Annotated in this window: 16 protein-coding genes; 4 read left to right on the forward strand and 12 right to left on the reverse strand. The window is 57.1% G+C overall.

All coding sequences use genetic code 11. The annotated features are described in order from the left end of the window. Nucleotides 1-45: 45 nt before the first annotated feature. Both ribBA and EZJ17_RS02720 read right to left on the reverse strand, forming a co-directional pair. Entirely contained in the window at nucleotides 46-1,404 is a 1,359-nt protein-coding gene (gene ribBA, locus EZJ17_RS02715) for a bifunctional 3,4-dihydroxy-2-butanone-4-phosphate synthase/GTP cyclohydrolase II (protein ID WP_067442582.1), read from the reverse strand. A gap of 15 nt (nucleotides 1,405-1,419) precedes the next feature. Then, nucleotides 1,420-1,806: a VOC family protein gene (locus EZJ17_RS02720; protein ID WP_067442580.1), complete on the reverse strand. Its 387-nt coding sequence runs from the start codon at nucleotides 1,804-1,806 to the stop codon at nucleotides 1,420-1,422. A gap of 209 nt (nucleotides 1,807-2,015) precedes the next feature. Between EZJ17_RS02720 and EZJ17_RS02725 the strand changes: the two genes are divergently transcribed. Next, nucleotides 2,016-3,401: an FAD-binding oxidoreductase gene (locus tag EZJ17_RS02725; RefSeq protein ID WP_067442578.1), complete on the forward strand. Its 1,386-nt coding sequence runs from the start codon at nucleotides 2,016-2,018 to the stop codon at nucleotides 3,399-3,401. A 94-nt stretch (nucleotides 3,402-3,495) separates the two neighbouring features. Then, nucleotides 3,496-3,771, forward strand: a complete 276-nt coding sequence (locus EZJ17_RS02730) for a hypothetical protein (protein WP_067442576.1) — start codon at nucleotides 3,496-3,498, stop codon at nucleotides 3,769-3,771. Between the two features lie 87 nt (nucleotides 3,772-3,858). Here the strand turns inward: EZJ17_RS02730 and EZJ17_RS02735 are convergent, their stop codons facing one another. The 3 genes from EZJ17_RS02735 to tsaD form a co-directional block, all read right to left on the reverse strand. Further along, nucleotides 3,859-4,587, reverse strand: a complete 729-nt coding sequence (locus tag EZJ17_RS02735) for an amino acid ABC transporter ATP-binding protein (protein WP_067442574.1) — start codon at nucleotides 4,585-4,587, stop codon at nucleotides 3,859-3,861. A 62-nt stretch (nucleotides 4,588-4,649) separates the two neighbouring features. Continuing rightward, a complete protein-coding gene (gene rsmA / locus EZJ17_RS02740) occupies nucleotides 4,650-5,429 on the reverse strand; it encodes a 16S rRNA (adenine(1518)-N(6)/adenine(1519)-N(6))-dimethyltransferase RsmA (protein WP_067442572.1) in 780 nt (259 codons plus the stop codon). Between the two features lie 127 nt (nucleotides 5,430-5,556). Beyond that, nucleotides 5,557-6,603, reverse strand: a complete 1,047-nt coding sequence (gene tsaD / locus EZJ17_RS02745; protein WP_067442570.1) for a tRNA (adenosine(37)-N6)-threonylcarbamoyltransferase complex transferase subunit TsaD — start codon at nucleotides 6,601-6,603, stop codon at nucleotides 5,557-5,559. A gap of 650 nt (nucleotides 6,604-7,253) precedes the next feature. Here tsaD and EZJ17_RS02750 point away from each other — a divergent pair. Continuing rightward, nucleotides 7,254-7,511: a hypothetical protein gene (locus EZJ17_RS02750; protein ID WP_067444491.1), complete on the forward strand. Its 258-nt coding sequence runs from the start codon at nucleotides 7,254-7,256 to the stop codon at nucleotides 7,509-7,511. A 453-nt stretch (nucleotides 7,512-7,964) separates the two neighbouring features. On the opposite strand, the gene dapC is transcribed toward EZJ17_RS02750, so the two are convergent. The 6 genes from dapC to EZJ17_RS02780 all read right to left on the reverse strand — a co-directional run bounded on the left by dapC (nucleotide 7,965) and on the right by EZJ17_RS02780 (nucleotide 12,192). After that, nucleotides 7,965-9,176, reverse strand: coding sequence for a succinyldiaminopimelate transaminase (gene dapC / locus EZJ17_RS02755; RefSeq protein WP_067442566.1), 1,212 nt, complete (start codon nucleotides 9,174-9,176; stop codon nucleotides 7,965-7,967). 356 nt (nucleotides 9,177-9,532) lie between these two features. Continuing rightward, on the reverse strand, nucleotides 9,533-9,727 hold the full coding sequence (locus EZJ17_RS02760) for a hypothetical protein (RefSeq protein ID WP_067442564.1): 195 nt from the start codon (nucleotides 9,725-9,727) through the stop codon (nucleotides 9,533-9,535). Further along, complete coding sequence (locus EZJ17_RS02765) at nucleotides 9,724-10,491, reverse strand: lysophospholipid acyltransferase family protein (protein ID WP_067442562.1); 768 nt, start codon at nucleotides 10,489-10,491, stop codon at nucleotides 9,724-9,726. Before EZJ17_RS02765 ends, EZJ17_RS02760 begins: the two co-directional genes overlap by 4 nt. Then, on the reverse strand, nucleotides 10,491-11,048 hold the full coding sequence (gmhB, locus tag EZJ17_RS02770; RefSeq protein ID WP_067442560.1) for a D-glycero-beta-D-manno-heptose 1,7-bisphosphate 7-phosphatase: 558 nt from the start codon (nucleotides 11,046-11,048) through the stop codon (nucleotides 10,491-10,493). The genes EZJ17_RS02765 and gmhB overlap by 1 nt, the downstream gene beginning before the upstream one ends. Before the next feature lie 15 nt (nucleotides 11,049-11,063). Continuing rightward, nucleotides 11,064-11,606: a dTDP-4-dehydrorhamnose 3,5-epimerase gene (gene rfbC, locus EZJ17_RS02775; protein ID WP_067442558.1), complete on the reverse strand. Its 543-nt coding sequence runs from the start codon at nucleotides 11,604-11,606 to the stop codon at nucleotides 11,064-11,066. 199 nt (nucleotides 11,607-11,805) lie between these two features. Continuing rightward, entirely contained in the window at nucleotides 11,806-12,192 is a 387-nt protein-coding gene (locus tag EZJ17_RS02780) for a DUF488 domain-containing protein (RefSeq protein ID WP_067442624.1), read from the reverse strand. Between the two features lie 360 nt (nucleotides 12,193-12,552). Between EZJ17_RS02780 and EZJ17_RS10760 the strand changes: the two genes are divergently transcribed. Further along, nucleotides 12,553-12,681, forward strand: coding sequence for a hypothetical protein (locus EZJ17_RS10760; protein WP_255361777.1), 129 nt, complete (start codon nucleotides 12,553-12,555; stop codon nucleotides 12,679-12,681). A gap of 195 nt (nucleotides 12,682-12,876) precedes the next feature. Here the strand turns inward: EZJ17_RS10760 and EZJ17_RS02785 are convergent, their stop codons facing one another. Next, the gene (locus EZJ17_RS02785) at nucleotides 12,877-14,070 is read right to left on the reverse strand and encodes an amino acid aminotransferase (protein ID WP_067442556.1); all 1,194 of its coding nucleotides are present in this window, start codon (nucleotides 14,068-14,070) and stop codon (nucleotides 12,877-12,879) included. Between the last annotated feature and the right edge of the window lie 463 nt (nucleotides 14,071-14,533).

The raw sequence follows: 14,533 nt of genomic DNA on the forward strand, positions 1-14,533 counted from the left end.
TGAAATTTTCAGGTAGCCTTTACCTGTGTCAATTGCTTTATTATTCTACTCTAAGCTCTCAAACCCTGTCACTTCCAGCCCGAAGCCGGTGAGGCCAGTGAGGGAAGAGGGCTGGCCGAGCACGCGCATTTTTTTCACGTGGAGGTTGGCGAGGATTTGCGCGCCGATGCCGTAGGTTTTGCTGTCCCACTGGCGGGTTTGGTTTTTGCCTTTGGGCAGGGTGCGGTTGAGCAGGGCGGCGCCGTCTTCGGTGCGGTGCAACAGGATGGCGACGCCGTGTTCGACGGCTTGGATGCGTTCAAGGGCTTGCGGCAGCGGCCAGGAGTGGCGGGGGTTGGTTTGCAGGAAATCCATGGCGCTGAAGGGTTCGTGTACGCGCACGAGGGTTTCGGTGTCGGGCTGCGGGCTGCCTTTCACTAGGGCGAGGTGGGTTTCGCCGGAGAGTTTGTCTACATAAACGTGCTGGCGGAAATCGCCCCAGGGGGTGTGGACGGGGCTACTGCCCATTTCTTCGAGCAGGGTTTCGGTGCGGCTGCGGTATTCGATGAGGTCGGTGATGGTGCCGATTTTGAGGCCGTGCTGCTGGGCGAATTCGGTGAGCTCGGGCATGTGCGCCATGGTGCCGTCATCGTTGATGATTTCGCAGATAACGGCGGCGGGGATGAGGCCGCACATTTGGGCTAAATCGACACCGGCTTCGGTGTGGCCGGCGCGCACGAGCACGCCGCCTTTTTGGGCGCGCAGGGGGAAGATGTGGCCGGGCTGGACGATGTCCTCTGGCTGGGCAGCAGGGGAAACGGCGGTTTGGATGGTCAGCGCGCGGTCGGCGGCGGAAATGCCGGTGGAAATGCCGTGGGCGGCTTCGATGGATACGGTGAAGTTGGTGCCGTATTGCGCGCCGTTGTGTTGGGTCATGAGGGGGAGGTTGAGTTTGTCCACCAGCTCTTCGGCCATGGGCAGGCACACGAGGCCGCGGGCGTGTTTGATCATGAAGTTGATGGCTTCGGGGGTAACGAATTGGGCGGCCATGAGCAGGTCGCCTTCGTTTTCGCGGTCTTCGGCATCGGTGATGATGACCATTTTGCCGGCTTTGAGGTCGGCCAGAATTTCGGGGATAGTGGAAATGGGGACGGACATGGGATGAGTATTCCTGTGGGTGGGTTGTGGGGCAGATGCGGGCTGGTTGTGGTCGGTATCGAGCCACAGCGCGGGCATGCCGGCGCTGTGTTCGATTTTGCGGGCTTTGCGCTCGCCGAAGGGCTTGTTTTTCAACAGGGCGGAGAGTTCACCTTGGTTGATGCCGGTGGCGGATACGAAATCAATCTGCCGGCCTTGGTGCAGGCGGTTGATCCATTCGCGTAGGTTGCGGCGGCGCAGTTCGGCAATATTAATGGGGCTGGGCATGGGCTACCTGAAATTTTAAGCGGGCGAATGCAGGCCGATGCGGTTGCCTTCGCTGTCTTCGATAAAGGCGGCAAAACCGTTGGAAATGGGGAATTTGGCGGTGAGTATTTTGCCACCGGCCGCTTCGGCGGCACGGGCGGTTTCGGTGCAGTCGGCGCAGTTGAAAAACACGGTGATGCCGCCGTGGCCGGCAGGTTGTGCAGCGGGGTCGTGCCAGAGCATGCCGCCGATGCCGTATTGCTCCCAAGCGGGGGCGAACAGATACATTTTGTGTTGCGGGTCTTTGCCGGGTACTTCTTGCAGGGGCAGGCCGAACACGGTTTCGTAGAAGCGGGCGGCACGTGCTAAGTCTTGCACATTGAGGGCAAACCAGCTTACGGGATTTTGCGGGGTGTTGTTCATTAGAGATTCCTGGTGGTGTGGGTGGTAAACTTGGGCGACTATACGGCGCTTGGTTGGAAAAGTAAAGTTAGATTGGTGGCGATGAAAAATTACTTTTAAGCAATATTCGATATTCGGTTTTCAGGTAGCCTGCCGGCGGCCAAAGGCTACCTGAAACCCCCGTCTTGCCGCTACAATACTGCTCATCCCAATTTTTCAGGTAGCCTCAAATGAACCCCGCCCATATTCCGCAAGCCCTGCGCGCCTTTCTCAGCGAACGTGAAATCATTGCCGATCCCGCCCCGCTGCTCGCCGACCGGCGCGGCCGCTACATTGGCCGGGCGGCAGCCGCTGTGATGCCCGACAGCGTGGAAAATGTGCAGAAGCTGGTGCGCTGGTGTACCGAACACCGCGTGCCGATTACCCCGCAGGGCGGCAACACCGGCCTATGTGGCGCGGCTGTGCCAAACGGCGGCATTTTGCTCAACCTTTCGCGGCTCAACCGCATCCGCAGCCTCAGCCTGGCCGACAACGCCATCACCGTGGAAGCCGGCGCGATTCTGCAAAACGTGCAGGAAGCCGCTGCCCAAGCCGGGCGGCTGTTTCCGCTCAGCCTCGCCAGCGAAGGCTCCTGCCAAATCGGCGGCAACATCGCCTGCAACGCCGGCGGGCTGAACGTGGTGCGCTACGGCACCACGCGCGATTTGGTGCTTGGGCTGGAAGTGGTGCTGCCCGACGGCAGCCTGCTCTCCCACCTCGCCCCGCTGCACAAAAACACCACCGGCTATGATATCCGCCAGCTCTTTATCGGCAGCGAAGGCACGCTCGGCATCATCACCGCCGCCACGCTCAAGCTCTTCTCCCCGCCGCAAACTACCGCCACCGCCTGGGTTGGCCTAAACAGCATTGAAGACGCCGTCCGCTTGCTCACCCGCATCCAAGGCCGTTTCGCCGAGCGGCTGTGCAGCTTCGAGCTGGTGAGCCGCCCCGCGCTTGCCCTCTCCGCCGCCTATAGCCGCCTCAGCCCGCCGATTGATGCCAAGTGGCACATCTTGCTCGAATTGAACGATAGCCTGCCACGTCCCGAATTGGCCGACGATTTGGCCGGATTCTTGTTTGAACACGGCTGGGAAAACGCCGTGCTGGCGCAGTCAGAGAGCGAGCGAGCCGAATTGTGGCGGCTGCGCGAAGACATCTCCGCTGCGCAAAAAGCGCTCGGTGCCAGCATCAAACACGACATCGCCGTGCCCATTGCCCGCGTGGCCGAACTGGTGGCCAACGCCTCCGCCGCGCTCAAGCAGGCCTATGATGGCATCGAAATCATCGTATTCGGCCACCTCGGCGACGGCAGCCTGCATTTCAATACCTTCCTGCCGCATATCCGCAGCAACCAAGCCTACGAGTACGAAGACGGCATCAACCGCATCGTCTACCAACACACCCTTGCCTGCCAGGGCACGATTGCTGCCGAACACGGCATCGGCCAAGTGAAAAACCACTGGCTGCCCAGCGTGCGCAGCCCCGTGGAAATCGAGCTGATGCGCGCCATTAAGAAACAGCTCGACCCGCATAACCTGTTCAACCCCGGCAAACTGTTCCCGCCGCAGGCTACCTGAAAACTGCAGCACGCCATATCGTTTATAAACAATCTGGTAGCCAGCCAAAAGGCTACCTGAAAGCCGCTAACTAACAACACAAGGAAACCCAATCATGAACCAAGCCTTCAAAATCCGCTGCCCGCTGCCGCACTGCACCGGCTGGGTAACCCAGCTCGCCCCCGAAGACGGCTCGCTGTTTATGTGTGACGACTGCGGCCAGGTGTGGGAAACCAAAGCCGAGCTCGATGCCGCCATTGCTGCCATCATCGAGCGCTTCCCCTACCGCGCCACCGTGTACCGCCAAACCGCCGAAGGCTTCGTCACTGTGCCTGAAGCCGAAGAGCCGGCAGATTACGAAAAGCAGGTGAACCAAGAGCCGTGGGCTTGATTTCCCGTTCTTTTGCTTGCTGATTGGATATAGAAAAGGCTACCTGAAACTTTCAGGTAGCCTTTCTTGTTTTTACAGTTCAGCCTGTTAGGCCTTCATCACCTGTTTCAAAAACTGCTTCGCCCGCTCGCTGCTTGGATTGGTGAAGAACACTTCCGGCGTGTCCACTTCCACGATTTTGCCCTGATCCACAAAGATAATCCGGTCGGCCACTTCGCGGGCGAAGCCCATTTCGTGGGTAACGCACATCATGGTCATGCCGCTTTCGGCCAAGTCTTTCATCACTTTGAGCACTTCGCCTACCATTTCCGGGTCGAGCGCAGAGGTGGGCTCGTCAAACAGCATCACTTGCGGTTCCATGGCCAGGCCGCGGGCGATGGCCACGCGCTGCTGCTGGCCGCCGGAAAGCTCGCCGGGCATGGCGTCTTTTTTATGCGCCAGGCCCACGCGCTCCAAGAGTTGCAGCGCTTTTTCTTCGGCTTGGGTGCGGCTTTGTTTTTTCACTTTTATCGGCGAGAGCACGATGTTTTCTAGCACGCTCAAATGTGGATAAAGGTTGAAATGCTGGAATACAAAGCCCACTTCGGCACGGATTTTGTTCAGGTCGGTGGCGGGGCTGGCCACGTCTACGCCGTCCACCCAGATTTCACCGCTTTGGATTTGCTCAAGCTGGTTTACGGTGCGGATAAGGGTGGATTTGCCGCTGCCGGATGGGCCGCACACCACCACCACTTCGCCTTTTTTCACTTCGAGGTTGATGTCGCTCAGAACGTGCAGTTCTTTAAACCATTTGTTTACATTTTTGAATTTAATCATTTTCTATTTCCGGAACGGCTGGGTTGTCGGTTGGAACAATCGGCGCGGGGCGGGATTGTGTTTTAGCTGGCCTTTTGGGCTAACAGGTTGGCCAAGGCTACATATTTTTCGGGTGCGATATGTTCGGCGCGCTCTTGCGGGCTGATGCCGGCAGCCTGCAAATCGCCATCATCGGCAATACCTTTGAGGTTGTTGCGGATGGTTTTGCGGCGCTGGTGGAAGGCTTGTTTCACCAGGGCGGCAAATTGTTCGAAATCCTGCGCCTGCCCGATACGGTGTTTGGCCGGAATCAGCCGCACCACGGCGGAATCGACTTTGGGCGCGGGGGAAAAGGCTTCGGGCGGCACGTCGAGCAGTTTTTCCATTTCAAAGAAGTATTGCAGCATCACGCTCAAACGGCCGAAATCGTTGCTGCCGGGCCCGGCCACCATGCGTTCCACCACTTCTTTTTGCAGCATAAAGTGCATGTCTTCCACTTCGTCGGCATAGCGGCTGAGGTGGAACAGCAGCGGGGTGGAGATGTTGTAGGGCAGGTTGCCGACGATTTTTTTGCGCCCGGGCACGCTGGCGAAATCGAACTGCAATACGTCGCCTTCGTGGATAACGAGCTTGCCGGCATAGGGCCTGGTTTTCAGGTAGCCGATGATGTCGCGGTCGATTTCGCACACGTGCAAGCAATCGAGCTTGGCGGCCAAGGGTTCGGTAATCGCGCCGAGGCCGGGGCCGATTTCCACTACGGTATCGGCGGGCTGCGGCCGCACGGCCTGGACGATGTCGGCAATGATGCGGGAATCTTGCAGAAAGTTCTGCCCGAATCGTTTGCGGGCGGTGTGTTGGGTCATAGCGGTGGGCTGGGCGGCAGTTGGCGGGAAAGGTGCGGATTGTATCAGATTCGGCGGTGTGCTTGGGTGGCTTGCCGGTGTGCTGTCGCTAGAAATGAAGGCTACCTGAAAATAGGTATGCGGTGTTTTATCGCACGATTTCCGCCAGCGGCCAGCGTGGTCGCATATTGAAGCCAGCGGCGGGCTGCGCTTGTTGCAGGTGCATGGCGCCGACGAAGGCGATCATGGCGCCGTTGTCGGTGCATAAAGGCAGCGGTGGGAAATAGGTGCGTACGGCTTCGGGCTTGGCTTTGGGGTTGGGGCGTACTTGCAGCGCGGCGAGTTCGGTGCGCAGTTTCCAGTTGGCACCCACGCCGCCGGCCACCACGAGGGTGCGGTAGCCGGTGTGCAGCAGGGCTTGGCGTGATTTGGCCAGCAGCACATCTACCACGGCATCTTGGAAGGCACGGCAGATATCGTTGCGGATGGAGTCTGGCAGGCTGCCGCCGTGTTCGGCGCGCACGTTTTGCACGGCGGTGAGCACGGCGGTTTTGAGGCCGGAGAAACTCATCTGCAAATCGCGCGAATGCAGCATGGGGCGGGGAAAGGTGAAAGCATCGGGGCGGCCGAGCTTGGCCAATTCGGAAAGTTTTGCGCCGCCGGGGTAGGGTAGGCCGAGCAGTTTGGCGGTTTTATCGAAGGCTTCGCCGGCGGCGTCGTCCACGCTTTCGCCGAGCAGTTCGTAGTTCCCGATGCCGCGCACGGCCATGAATTGGGTGTGGCCGCCGGATACGAGCAGGGCAACGAAGGGAAAGTCGGGCTTCTCTTCGGCTAACAGCGGGGAGAGCAGGTGGCCTTCGAGGTGATGTACGGGGATCACGGGTTTGCCCAACGAAAAGGCGAGCGCGTTGGCATAGGCGCAGCCGGCCAGAAGTGCGCCGCCAAGGCCGGGGCCTTGAGTATAGGCGACGGCATCGATGTCGGCGTAGTTTTTGCCAGCTTCGTGCAGGCAGGCTTGGGTGAGCGGCACGAGACGGCGGATGTGGTCGCGGCTGGCCAGCTCGGGCACCACGCCGCCGTATTCGGCATGCATGGTCATTTGGGTGTGCAGCTGGTTGCCGATGAGGCCGTGTTCGGTGCTGTAGAGCGCCACGCCGGTTTCGTCACAGGAGGATTCGATGCCGAGAACAAGCATGATGAAAGGCTACCTGAAAAATCAAAGGCTGTATTTTATAGCAAATCAACTTGGCTTTTGCTACAGCGTTATTTCGCTTTACCATACTGTTTGTACTGTCTCTGTCTGCAACTTGTTGCCTGATATCCAAAGCTAAATCGGTTTGCTATGGCGGTATACGCTCAGGCAGATAATGGATTTTATGTGAATTGGCAGATTGACATACACTTCTGATGAAATGATGTGGAAAAATGGTAGCTAATGTAGGCAGGGATAGACCTTGTTGTTTTTTTGCACAAGTTAATTTTGGTTAATTGGGTATGGTTTGCAGACAGGGGTATGGGTATGGCAATAAAGATATTAGAGGGTTGCTTTGACTAGTATTGGCATGAAAAATATATTATTTTTACTTAGTTAAGATTAGAGCATTCTTATTATCAGAATAGCATACGTTAATTAGTATACAGCTTGTGCGGCGCGTTGGACGAGAAGAATTTTGGCAGCAGATGCTTGCGTGCGGCAAATAGAGTAGGCAGTTTAATTGCCAGCTGGCATCAAACAGCGGATAATACGCGGTAATTCTTGATTGGAATTTATCTGTGAGACGGCTAGAGGTCTGCAGATAGGGAATTTTTAAGTTATAACTTGAACTTTGTTAGAGGTAATTCAACATGAAAAAATCTTTATTGGCCGCTGCCCTGATGTCTTTGTTCCTAGCTGCTTGTGGTGGTGAAGCCCCGGCTCCTGCTGCTTCTGCTGCTTCTGAACCTGCAATGGCTTCTGAAGCTGCTATGATGGCTTCTGAAACCGCAATGGCTTCTGAAACTGCTATGATGGCTTCTGAACCTGCAATGGCTTCTGAAGCTGCTATGATGGCTTCTGAAACCGCTATGATGGCTTCTGAAGCAGCTACCAGTGCTACCAAATAATTTGGTAGTTTGATACAAAAATAAAATAAAGCCTTGCATTTATTTGCTGGGCTTTATTTTATTATGGTGGGATTCTTGAGGCTGCTGGGCTTTGGTTTGTTTTTCCAAATAGGTTTCAGGAATCCCACTATTAATTGATAAGGCTACCTGAGAACGAGCAACGCTGGTTTTTGTGAAGCTAAAATTTCAGGTAGCCTCTATATTATTCCACAGCAGCGGGGTAATCAGTAAAACCTAATCTGAACAGTATATTAGGTGAGTTCTTGACGGTTAGCCTATGTTGATGTAAGCAAAGATTCCCTTGTGTCATAGAGATGGCCAAGGGCGATTTTTTATAAAACTCAAAGAATGGATGATGCGGCAGGGTAAGGCAAGCGTAGCGAGCCGCATCCTTATTTGTCTACATTTTATATTTATGTTGATAAAGTTTGTTGCTAATGGCAGGGACGGTTTTCAGGTAGCCTCTTTATGCTGTGGATAACAACACTGTCGGATTTCCACAATCTTCTCCGCCGCGGCCACGCAGTCGGCCACGGGGGCGACTAGGGCAATACGAACATAGCCGGCGCCGGGGTTGCCTTGCGCGGTGTCGCGCGCCAGAAAACGGCCGGGCAACACTTGGATGGCAGCTTCTCGCCACAGGATGCGGGCGAAGGCCAAATCGTCGCTGTCGGGCGCTTGCAGCCAAATATAGAACGAGGCGTCCGGCCGCGTTACCTCAAAACCTTGTGCCAGAATCGGCAGCACACGGGCGAATTTTTCCTGATACAGGCGTCGGTTTTCCAGCACATGGGTTTCATCGTTCCAGGCGGCGATACTGGCCATCTGCACGGGAATGCCCATGGCGCTGCCGTGGTAGGTGCGGTAGAGCAGGAAATCTTTTAGCAGCGCGACATCGCCGGCCACAAAGCCGGAGCGCAGGCCAGGCACGTTGGAGCGTTTGGAGAGGCTGGTGAACATTACCAGGTTGTCGAAACCGCGCCCCAATTCGGCAGCGGCTTGCAGGCAGCCGATGGGCGGTTCGCCTTCGAAATAGATTTCGGAATAGCATTCGTCGGCAGCGATGATGAAGCCGTAACGGTTTTGCAATTCAAAGAGTTCTGCCCAGTCGGCTTTCTGCATCACGCTGCCGCAGGGGTTGTGCGGCGAGCAAACGAACACCAGTTTCACGCGCTGCCACACGACTTCGGGAATGCTGCCCCAATCGGGCTTAAAGTATGGGGCGCGGCAGCTGGTAAACACGGTTTCCGCCCCGGCCAGGAGCGCGGCGCCTTCGTAAATCTGATAAAACGGATTAGGGCACACCACCACGGGCTTTTCCTGCTCGTTGCCGCCCAGCGCCGCCTGTACGAAGGAAAACAGGGCTTCTCGGCTGCCTAATACGGGCAGGATTTCGCTGTCCGGATCGAGCGTGAGGCCGTAGCGGCGTTGCAGGAAGCCGGCGCAGGCCCGGCGCAGTTCGGGCAGGCCGGCGGTTTGCGGATAGGCATCGAGGCGCGGCAGGGCGGCGGTGAGCGCATTGGTGATCACGGCGGGAGCGGGGTGTTTGGGCTCGCCGATTTGCAGCGGCACGGGTACAACGCCCTCGGGCGCGCTCACGCCTTGCATTGCTTCGCGCAGGCGGGCGAAGGGATAGGGCTGGAGTTGGGATAGGTGTGGGTTCATGGCGGGCTGGTGTTTTGTTGTCAGGGGAAAAGGCTATTGTAATCGGCAGGCATGGGATAGGCTACCTGAAAGCGTGAGCTTCAACGGAGTAGCGAGTTTCTGCGAAGCTAAAGTGCAGTTAAAAACGCAGTAGGCGGGCTTCAGCTATAGCAAACCAACTTAACTTTCGCTATTGCGTTGGTTCGCCTTGCCGTACTTCTGTATTGTCTGCGGCTCACCGCCTGGTATCGAAAGTCAATTCGGCTTGCTATGGCCTTTTGCTGCTTGTGAGCGCAAAGTGTAGCCTGCCGTAGAGTATACGGAAATATTTTCAGGTAGCCCTTCAAGGCTACCTGAAAACTTATCCAAGGGCGGTTTTAGCCGAAAATACCCAAATAATACAGCAGGCTGGCAATGATGACGGCAATGCCGCCGCCGATGATGAGCTGCCGCCAGACGGGTCGGATTTCGCTGTGTCGCAAATCGGCGGCAAGATAACGCCACACGAAGAGAAGGGAGGCCAGGGCGAAGACGATGGCCCCGATGGTATCGCCGTCCATCTTCGGCTTCATGTTGTGCTGCCTTTTTGTGCACCGCTCGGTTTGGTATCGCCGTAGCAGGGGCCGAGGCCGGTGATGTGGGGCATTTGGCTTTCGATGGCTTCTTCAATGGCGGCGGTGAGCTCGGTAATGCTGCCGGAATCGTGTTTAATCGGCGGGCAAATGATGACGCTGATTTCACCGGGATGTTTGAGGAAAGAGTTTTTCGGCCAAAATTCGCCGCTGTTGAGGGCAACGGGCACGATGTCCATTTCCAGCAGCTGGGCAGTGCGGGCGGCGCCACTCTTATAGCGGCCTCTGCTGCCGGGCGGCATGCGCGTGCCTTCGGGGAAAATGGTGATCCAATAGCCTTGCGCTTTGCGTTTGCTGCCTTGCTCGATGATTTGGGCGGAGGCTTTGCCGGGGTTGCGACGGTCGATGCCGATGGTGCCGGCGAGCTTGAGCCCCCAGCCGAAGAAGGGGATACAGAAAAGCTCGCGCTTGGCCACGAAGACTTGTGGCGGGAAGATTTTCTGCGTGGCCAGCGTTTCCCAGCCGGATTGGTGTTTGCAGCAGATAATGGCGGGGCCTTCGGGGATATTTTCTGTGCCTTCCACGCGGTATTTGAGGCCGACGATGTTTTCCAGGAGCCACATCAGCATCAGCGCCCAGCGGGTGGCGAGGGTGTGGAGGGCACCCGGGATGGGGGCGGTGAGCAGCATCAAGAGGAACAGGGGCGGCGTGATGATGGCCATCAGCAGCCAGTAAGCAAGGTTGCGTATCCAGAGTGAGAACATTAGGCCTCCTGTTCGTCGCCGGTTTGGATAGTGAGGTAGTAGGCGAAGGAAAGCAGATCGTCGAACACCTGGGTGTTTTCAGGCAGCCCGCCGGCGGCGAGGGTTTTCTTGCCTTTGCCGGTGAGTACGAGCACGGGCAGGCCGCCCACGGCGTCGATGGCCTGCAAATCGCGCAGGCTGTCGCCCACGAGGTAGACATCGCGCGCGTCGGTGTTGAAACGGTTGAGGATGTCTTCCACCATGCCGGGCTTGGGCTTGCGGCAGGAGCAGTGGTTGGCATCGGTGTGCGGGCAAAACCAGATGCCGTCGATGCTGCCGCCGGCTTCATTGGCCAGGCGGTGCATTTTTTCGTGCATTTCGTTGAGGTCTTGCATGGAAAAATAGCGGCGGCCGATGCCGGATTGGTTGGTGGCGATTACGATGGTGTAGTCGGCCTGCTTAAACAGGGCCACGGCATCCATGCTGCCGGGCAGGGGAATCCATTCGTCTTCGGATTTTACAAAGTCGTCGCGGTCTTGGTTGAGCACGCCGTCGCGGTCGAGGATGATGAGTTTCATGGTTTCAGGTAGCCTTTAATCGAATAATACGGCCTGTGCCAGCAGACTGCCGGCGGCATCTTTGCCGGAAAGCAGCGGCGGGGCGGCCAGCGGCCAGTCGATGCCCACGGTAGGGTCGTGCCAAAACAGGGTGTGTTCGTGGGCGGGCTGGTAGTAGTTGGTGCATTTATACACGATGTCGGCGTGGCTGTCGGTGGTGTAGAAGCCGTGGGCGAAGCCGGGCGGAATCCACATTTGGTAGCGGTTTTCAGCCGAAAGCACCGCGCCCACCCAATGGCCGAAAGTGGGCGAGGAGCGGCGCAAATCCACGGCCACGTCGAACACGCTGCCCGACACCACGCGCACCAGCTTGCCTTGCGGGCAAACGGTTTGATAGTGCAGGCCGCGCAGCACGCCATGCTCAGAGCGGGAGTGGTTTTCCTGCACGAAAGTGTGGTGGCCGATGTGCTCGCGAAACCAGTTGTCGCGGAAGGTTTCCATAAAGAAGCCGCGCTCGTCGCCGTGGGCTTCGGGTTCGATGATTTTCACATCGGGCAAGGCGGTATCGAAAATATTCATGCTGTGCGTGGTTGAGTGGGCTGAAAGCTCTATTTTACCGAGAATGCGGCGTTTGAGGCTACCTGAAAGCGCAGCTTCAACGCAGTTATAGTGGATTAAAATAAGAATGCTACGGTGTTGGCTCGCCTTGCCGTACTGTTTGTACTATCTGCGGCTCGCCGCCTTGTCTCATTCTTATTTTAATCCACTATGAAACAGCTCAAACGCCAGAAGCACCATCACCCCAATCCACCTTTTCCCAACCCAGCACCTCGGCCAACACCGAAAGATGGCTCTGCTGCGGGCAGCGTACGGCGGTGAGCAACACGGTATCCGGCGCGGTGGCAAGCTGCTTTTTCAACGCCAGTAGCGCGGCATGGGCGCTGCCGCTTTGCAGCTCTTCGGTATAGCGGGCGGCAAATTCGGGGAAACGCTCTTGCGGCGCGGCATGGTACCAGCGGCGCAGCTCGATGGAAGGTGCAATGTCTTTGAGCCACTGCATGGCGGCGAAGGTTTCCTTGTGGATGCCGCGCGGGTAGAGGCGGTCGCAGAAAATGGCGGGGGCGGCAGAGGGCGTGTAGCCATAGATACGGCGGATGGCGGGCATGGCAGGACCTTCAGGGCGGATTGTCATTTGAAGAGTATTGCGCTATTTTTCAGGTAGCCTTTGGGCAGCTTGGGGCTACCTAAAAGCACTTGGTGTTCACAATTTCAGCTATCATACGCCCATTTCCCATCAGAAATGGTTGGTCATGTGCTTTACCATATTACTCAGCACCGACTGCCCGGACGATTTGTTTTCCCAAAACGGCAACGGCATCTGCTTCCAGCCAGCCAACGAGTTATGGCGACGGTGCGTTTGCCGAATACGGTTTTCGCGAGCCGGAAATTACATTGCTGGAGATGTTGGAACGTTCGCCCATGCGGGAAACCCTGCATTTGCAGGAAGTGATCCGGCGGCTGGCGCGTGCAGCTGGCCACGGTGTGGGCGGAAGATTGGGGCAGTTTGCAGCAAGGGGCGGAAGTGGTGGCGATGGCGGGGTTGAACCCGCAGCATTTCGCGCTGTATGAGAATGTGCGCTTTGAATTTGTGTGATGGTTGAACTGCGTTGAAGTGTAGAGCGCGTAGGTTGGCCTGGGAAACCCAACATTCCACACTTTTATTTGTTGGGTTACGCTTGCGGCTAACCCAATCTACGCACTCTGTTAGACTGGGCAGTTGGGAAAAAGGCTACCTGAAAACGGTGCACACCGAATTTCAGGTAGCCTTTTTATCCAAGCCTGCCTGCGTTTATTTCAACACTTCGGCAAAGGCGTTGGCCACGTAGTCGATATTCTGCTCGTTCAGGCCGGCCACGCACATGCGGCCGTTGCTCACCATATAGATGGCAAACTCTTTTTGCAGGCGTTCTACCTGTTCGGGAGAAAGGCCGGTGAAGCTGAACATGCCGCGCTGTTTGGTGAAATAGCTGAAATCGCGGCCGGGCACTTTGGCGCTGAGCATTTCCTGCAACTTTTGGCGCATGGCGCGGATGCGGTCGCGCATTTCGTACACTTCGCCTTCCCATTGTTTGAACAGGGTTTCGTTGTTCATCACGCCGTCCACCACGAAGCCGCCGTGGGAAGGGGGGCTGGAGTAGATGCGGCGCACGGTGAATTTGAGCTGACCGAGCACAAGCTTGGCTTCTTCGGCGTTGGGGCACACCACGGAGAGGCCGCCCACGCGTTCGCCGTAGAGCGAGAGGTTTTTGGAGAAAGAGCTGCTCACGAAGGCGGGCAGGCCGAGTTCGGTGGCGCGGCGGATGGCGTAAACGTCGTTTTCCAGGTCTTCGGCGAAGCCTTGGTAGGCGATATCCATAAAGGGGATGAGGCCGGCTTCTTTCACGATTTGCAGGATTTCGTCCCATTGGCTGCGGCTCAAATCCACGCCGGTGGGGTTGTGGCAGCAGGGGTGCAGCACCACCACGTCGTGTTGCTTGAGCGTGCGGAAGAAGGCTTTCATTTCTTCGAATTTCACGCCGATGGTGGCGGGGTCGTAGTAAGGGTATTTGCCCACCTCGAAGCCGGCGCCTTCAAAAATGCCGATGTGGTTGCCCCAGGTGGGGTTGCTCACGTAGCACTTGGCCTGCGGAAACCAGGCGTGGATAAAATCGGCACCCACGCGCAGCGCGCCGGAGCCGCCGAGCGATTGGATGGTGGCGATGCGGCCTTCTTGCACGGCGGGGCTGTCTGCGCCGAACAGCAGGGTTTGGCAGGCGCTGCGGTAGGCGGCTAGGCCTTCCATGGGCAGATAGCCGCGCGGGCGCGGGCTCTCGGCGAGGGCGCGTTCAACGGTTTTCACGCACTCGAGCACGGGCAGGCGGCCTTTGCCGTCGTAATAAACGCCCACGCTGAGGTTTACCTTTTCGCTGCGCGGGTCTTGGTTGTATTTTTCCATCAGGCCAAGGATGGGATCGCCGGGGTAGAACTCAACGTGCCGAAACATGGGTATCTTCCTTTTTTATCGGGTGGAACAATTAACGGGTAACGGGTGGAACAATTAAACGGAAAGGGTAATGCCAGGGCAATTTTACGCTGATTTCGGCAGCAAGGGCTACCTGAAAAGTGGGGAAGAGTGGGAAATAGATGTTTTCAGGTAGCCTTCTCCATCTGCATCCTGTTCACCCTTGCGCCTCATGCCGACGCAGGGCACTTCCTTATCTTTGGCGAAGCCAAAGAAAGGAAGCAAAGAAAGGCGACTGCGGGCGCAGGTTTGGCTTCGCCAAACTTCCCTCACTGCACACGGTTTTTCGGGCGCAAAGAGAAATTGGATTAGCTGCAACTTGCGGCTGCGCCGCTTCGGGCATGCAAGCCCTTGTTTCCCGAAAAACCGTGTTTCGTTCGGCTGCGCCAGCAGAGAGCACAGCCGCAACTGTTGATAACAAATATTCTGTGAGTGGTTTCACCGA

Source organism: Eikenella exigua (assembly GCF_008805035.1).
GTDB classification, from domain to species: Bacteria; Pseudomonadota; Gammaproteobacteria; order Burkholderiales; family Neisseriaceae; genus Eikenella; species Eikenella exigua.

Excerpts from the sequence above, each read along its gene's own strand:
- EZJ17_RS02735 (WP_067442574.1), bottom strand. The coding sequence starts at position 4,587 with ATGATTAAATTCAAAAATGTAAACAAATGGTTTAAAGAACTGCACGTT.
- dapC (WP_067442566.1), bottom strand. The coding sequence starts at position 9,176 with ATGAACCCACACCTATCCCAACTCCAGCCCTATCCCTTCGCCCGCCTG.
- EZJ17_RS02720 (WP_067442580.1), bottom strand. The coding sequence starts at position 1,806 with ATGAACAACACCCCGCAAAATCCCGTAAGCTGGTTTGCCCTCAATGTG.
- tsaD (WP_067442570.1), bottom strand. The coding sequence starts at position 6,603 with ATGCTTGTTCTCGGCATCGAATCCTCCTGTGACGAAACCGGCGTGGCG.
- EZJ17_RS02780 (WP_067442624.1), bottom strand. The coding sequence starts at position 12,192 with ATGCCCGCCATCCGCCGTATCTATGGCTACACGCCCTCTGCCGCCCCC.
- EZJ17_RS02785 (WP_067442556.1), bottom strand. The coding sequence starts at position 14,070 with ATGTTTCGGCACGTTGAGTTCTACCCCGGCGATCCCATCCTTGGCCTG.
- EZJ17_RS02750 (WP_067444491.1), top strand. The coding sequence starts at position 7,254 with ATGAAAAAATCTTTATTGGCCGCTGCCCTGATGTCTTTGTTCCTAGCT.
- gmhB (WP_067442560.1), bottom strand. The coding sequence starts at position 11,048 with ATGAAACTCATCATCCTCGACCGCGACGGCGTGCTCAACCAAGACCGC.
- EZJ17_RS02725 (WP_067442578.1), top strand. The coding sequence starts at position 2,016 with ATGAACCCCGCCCATATTCCGCAAGCCCTGCGCGCCTTTCTCAGCGAA.
- EZJ17_RS02765 (WP_067442562.1), bottom strand. The coding sequence starts at position 10,491 with ATGTTCTCACTCTGGATACGCAACCTTGCTTACTGGCTGCTGATGGCC.
- rfbC (WP_067442558.1), bottom strand. The coding sequence starts at position 11,606 with ATGAATATTTTCGATACCGCCTTGCCCGATGTGAAAATCATCGAACCC.
- EZJ17_RS02730 (WP_067442576.1), top strand. The coding sequence starts at position 3,496 with ATGAACCAAGCCTTCAAAATCCGCTGCCCGCTGCCGCACTGCACCGGC.
- rsmA (WP_067442572.1), bottom strand. The coding sequence starts at position 5,429 with ATGACCCAACACACCGCCCGCAAACGATTCGGGCAGAACTTTCTGCAA.
- EZJ17_RS02760 (WP_067442564.1), bottom strand. The coding sequence starts at position 9,727 with ATGAAGCCGAAGATGGACGGCGATACCATCGGGGCCATCGTCTTCGCC.
- ribBA (WP_067442582.1), bottom strand. The coding sequence starts at position 1,404 with ATGCCCAGCCCCATTAATATTGCCGAACTGCGCCGCCGCAACCTACGC.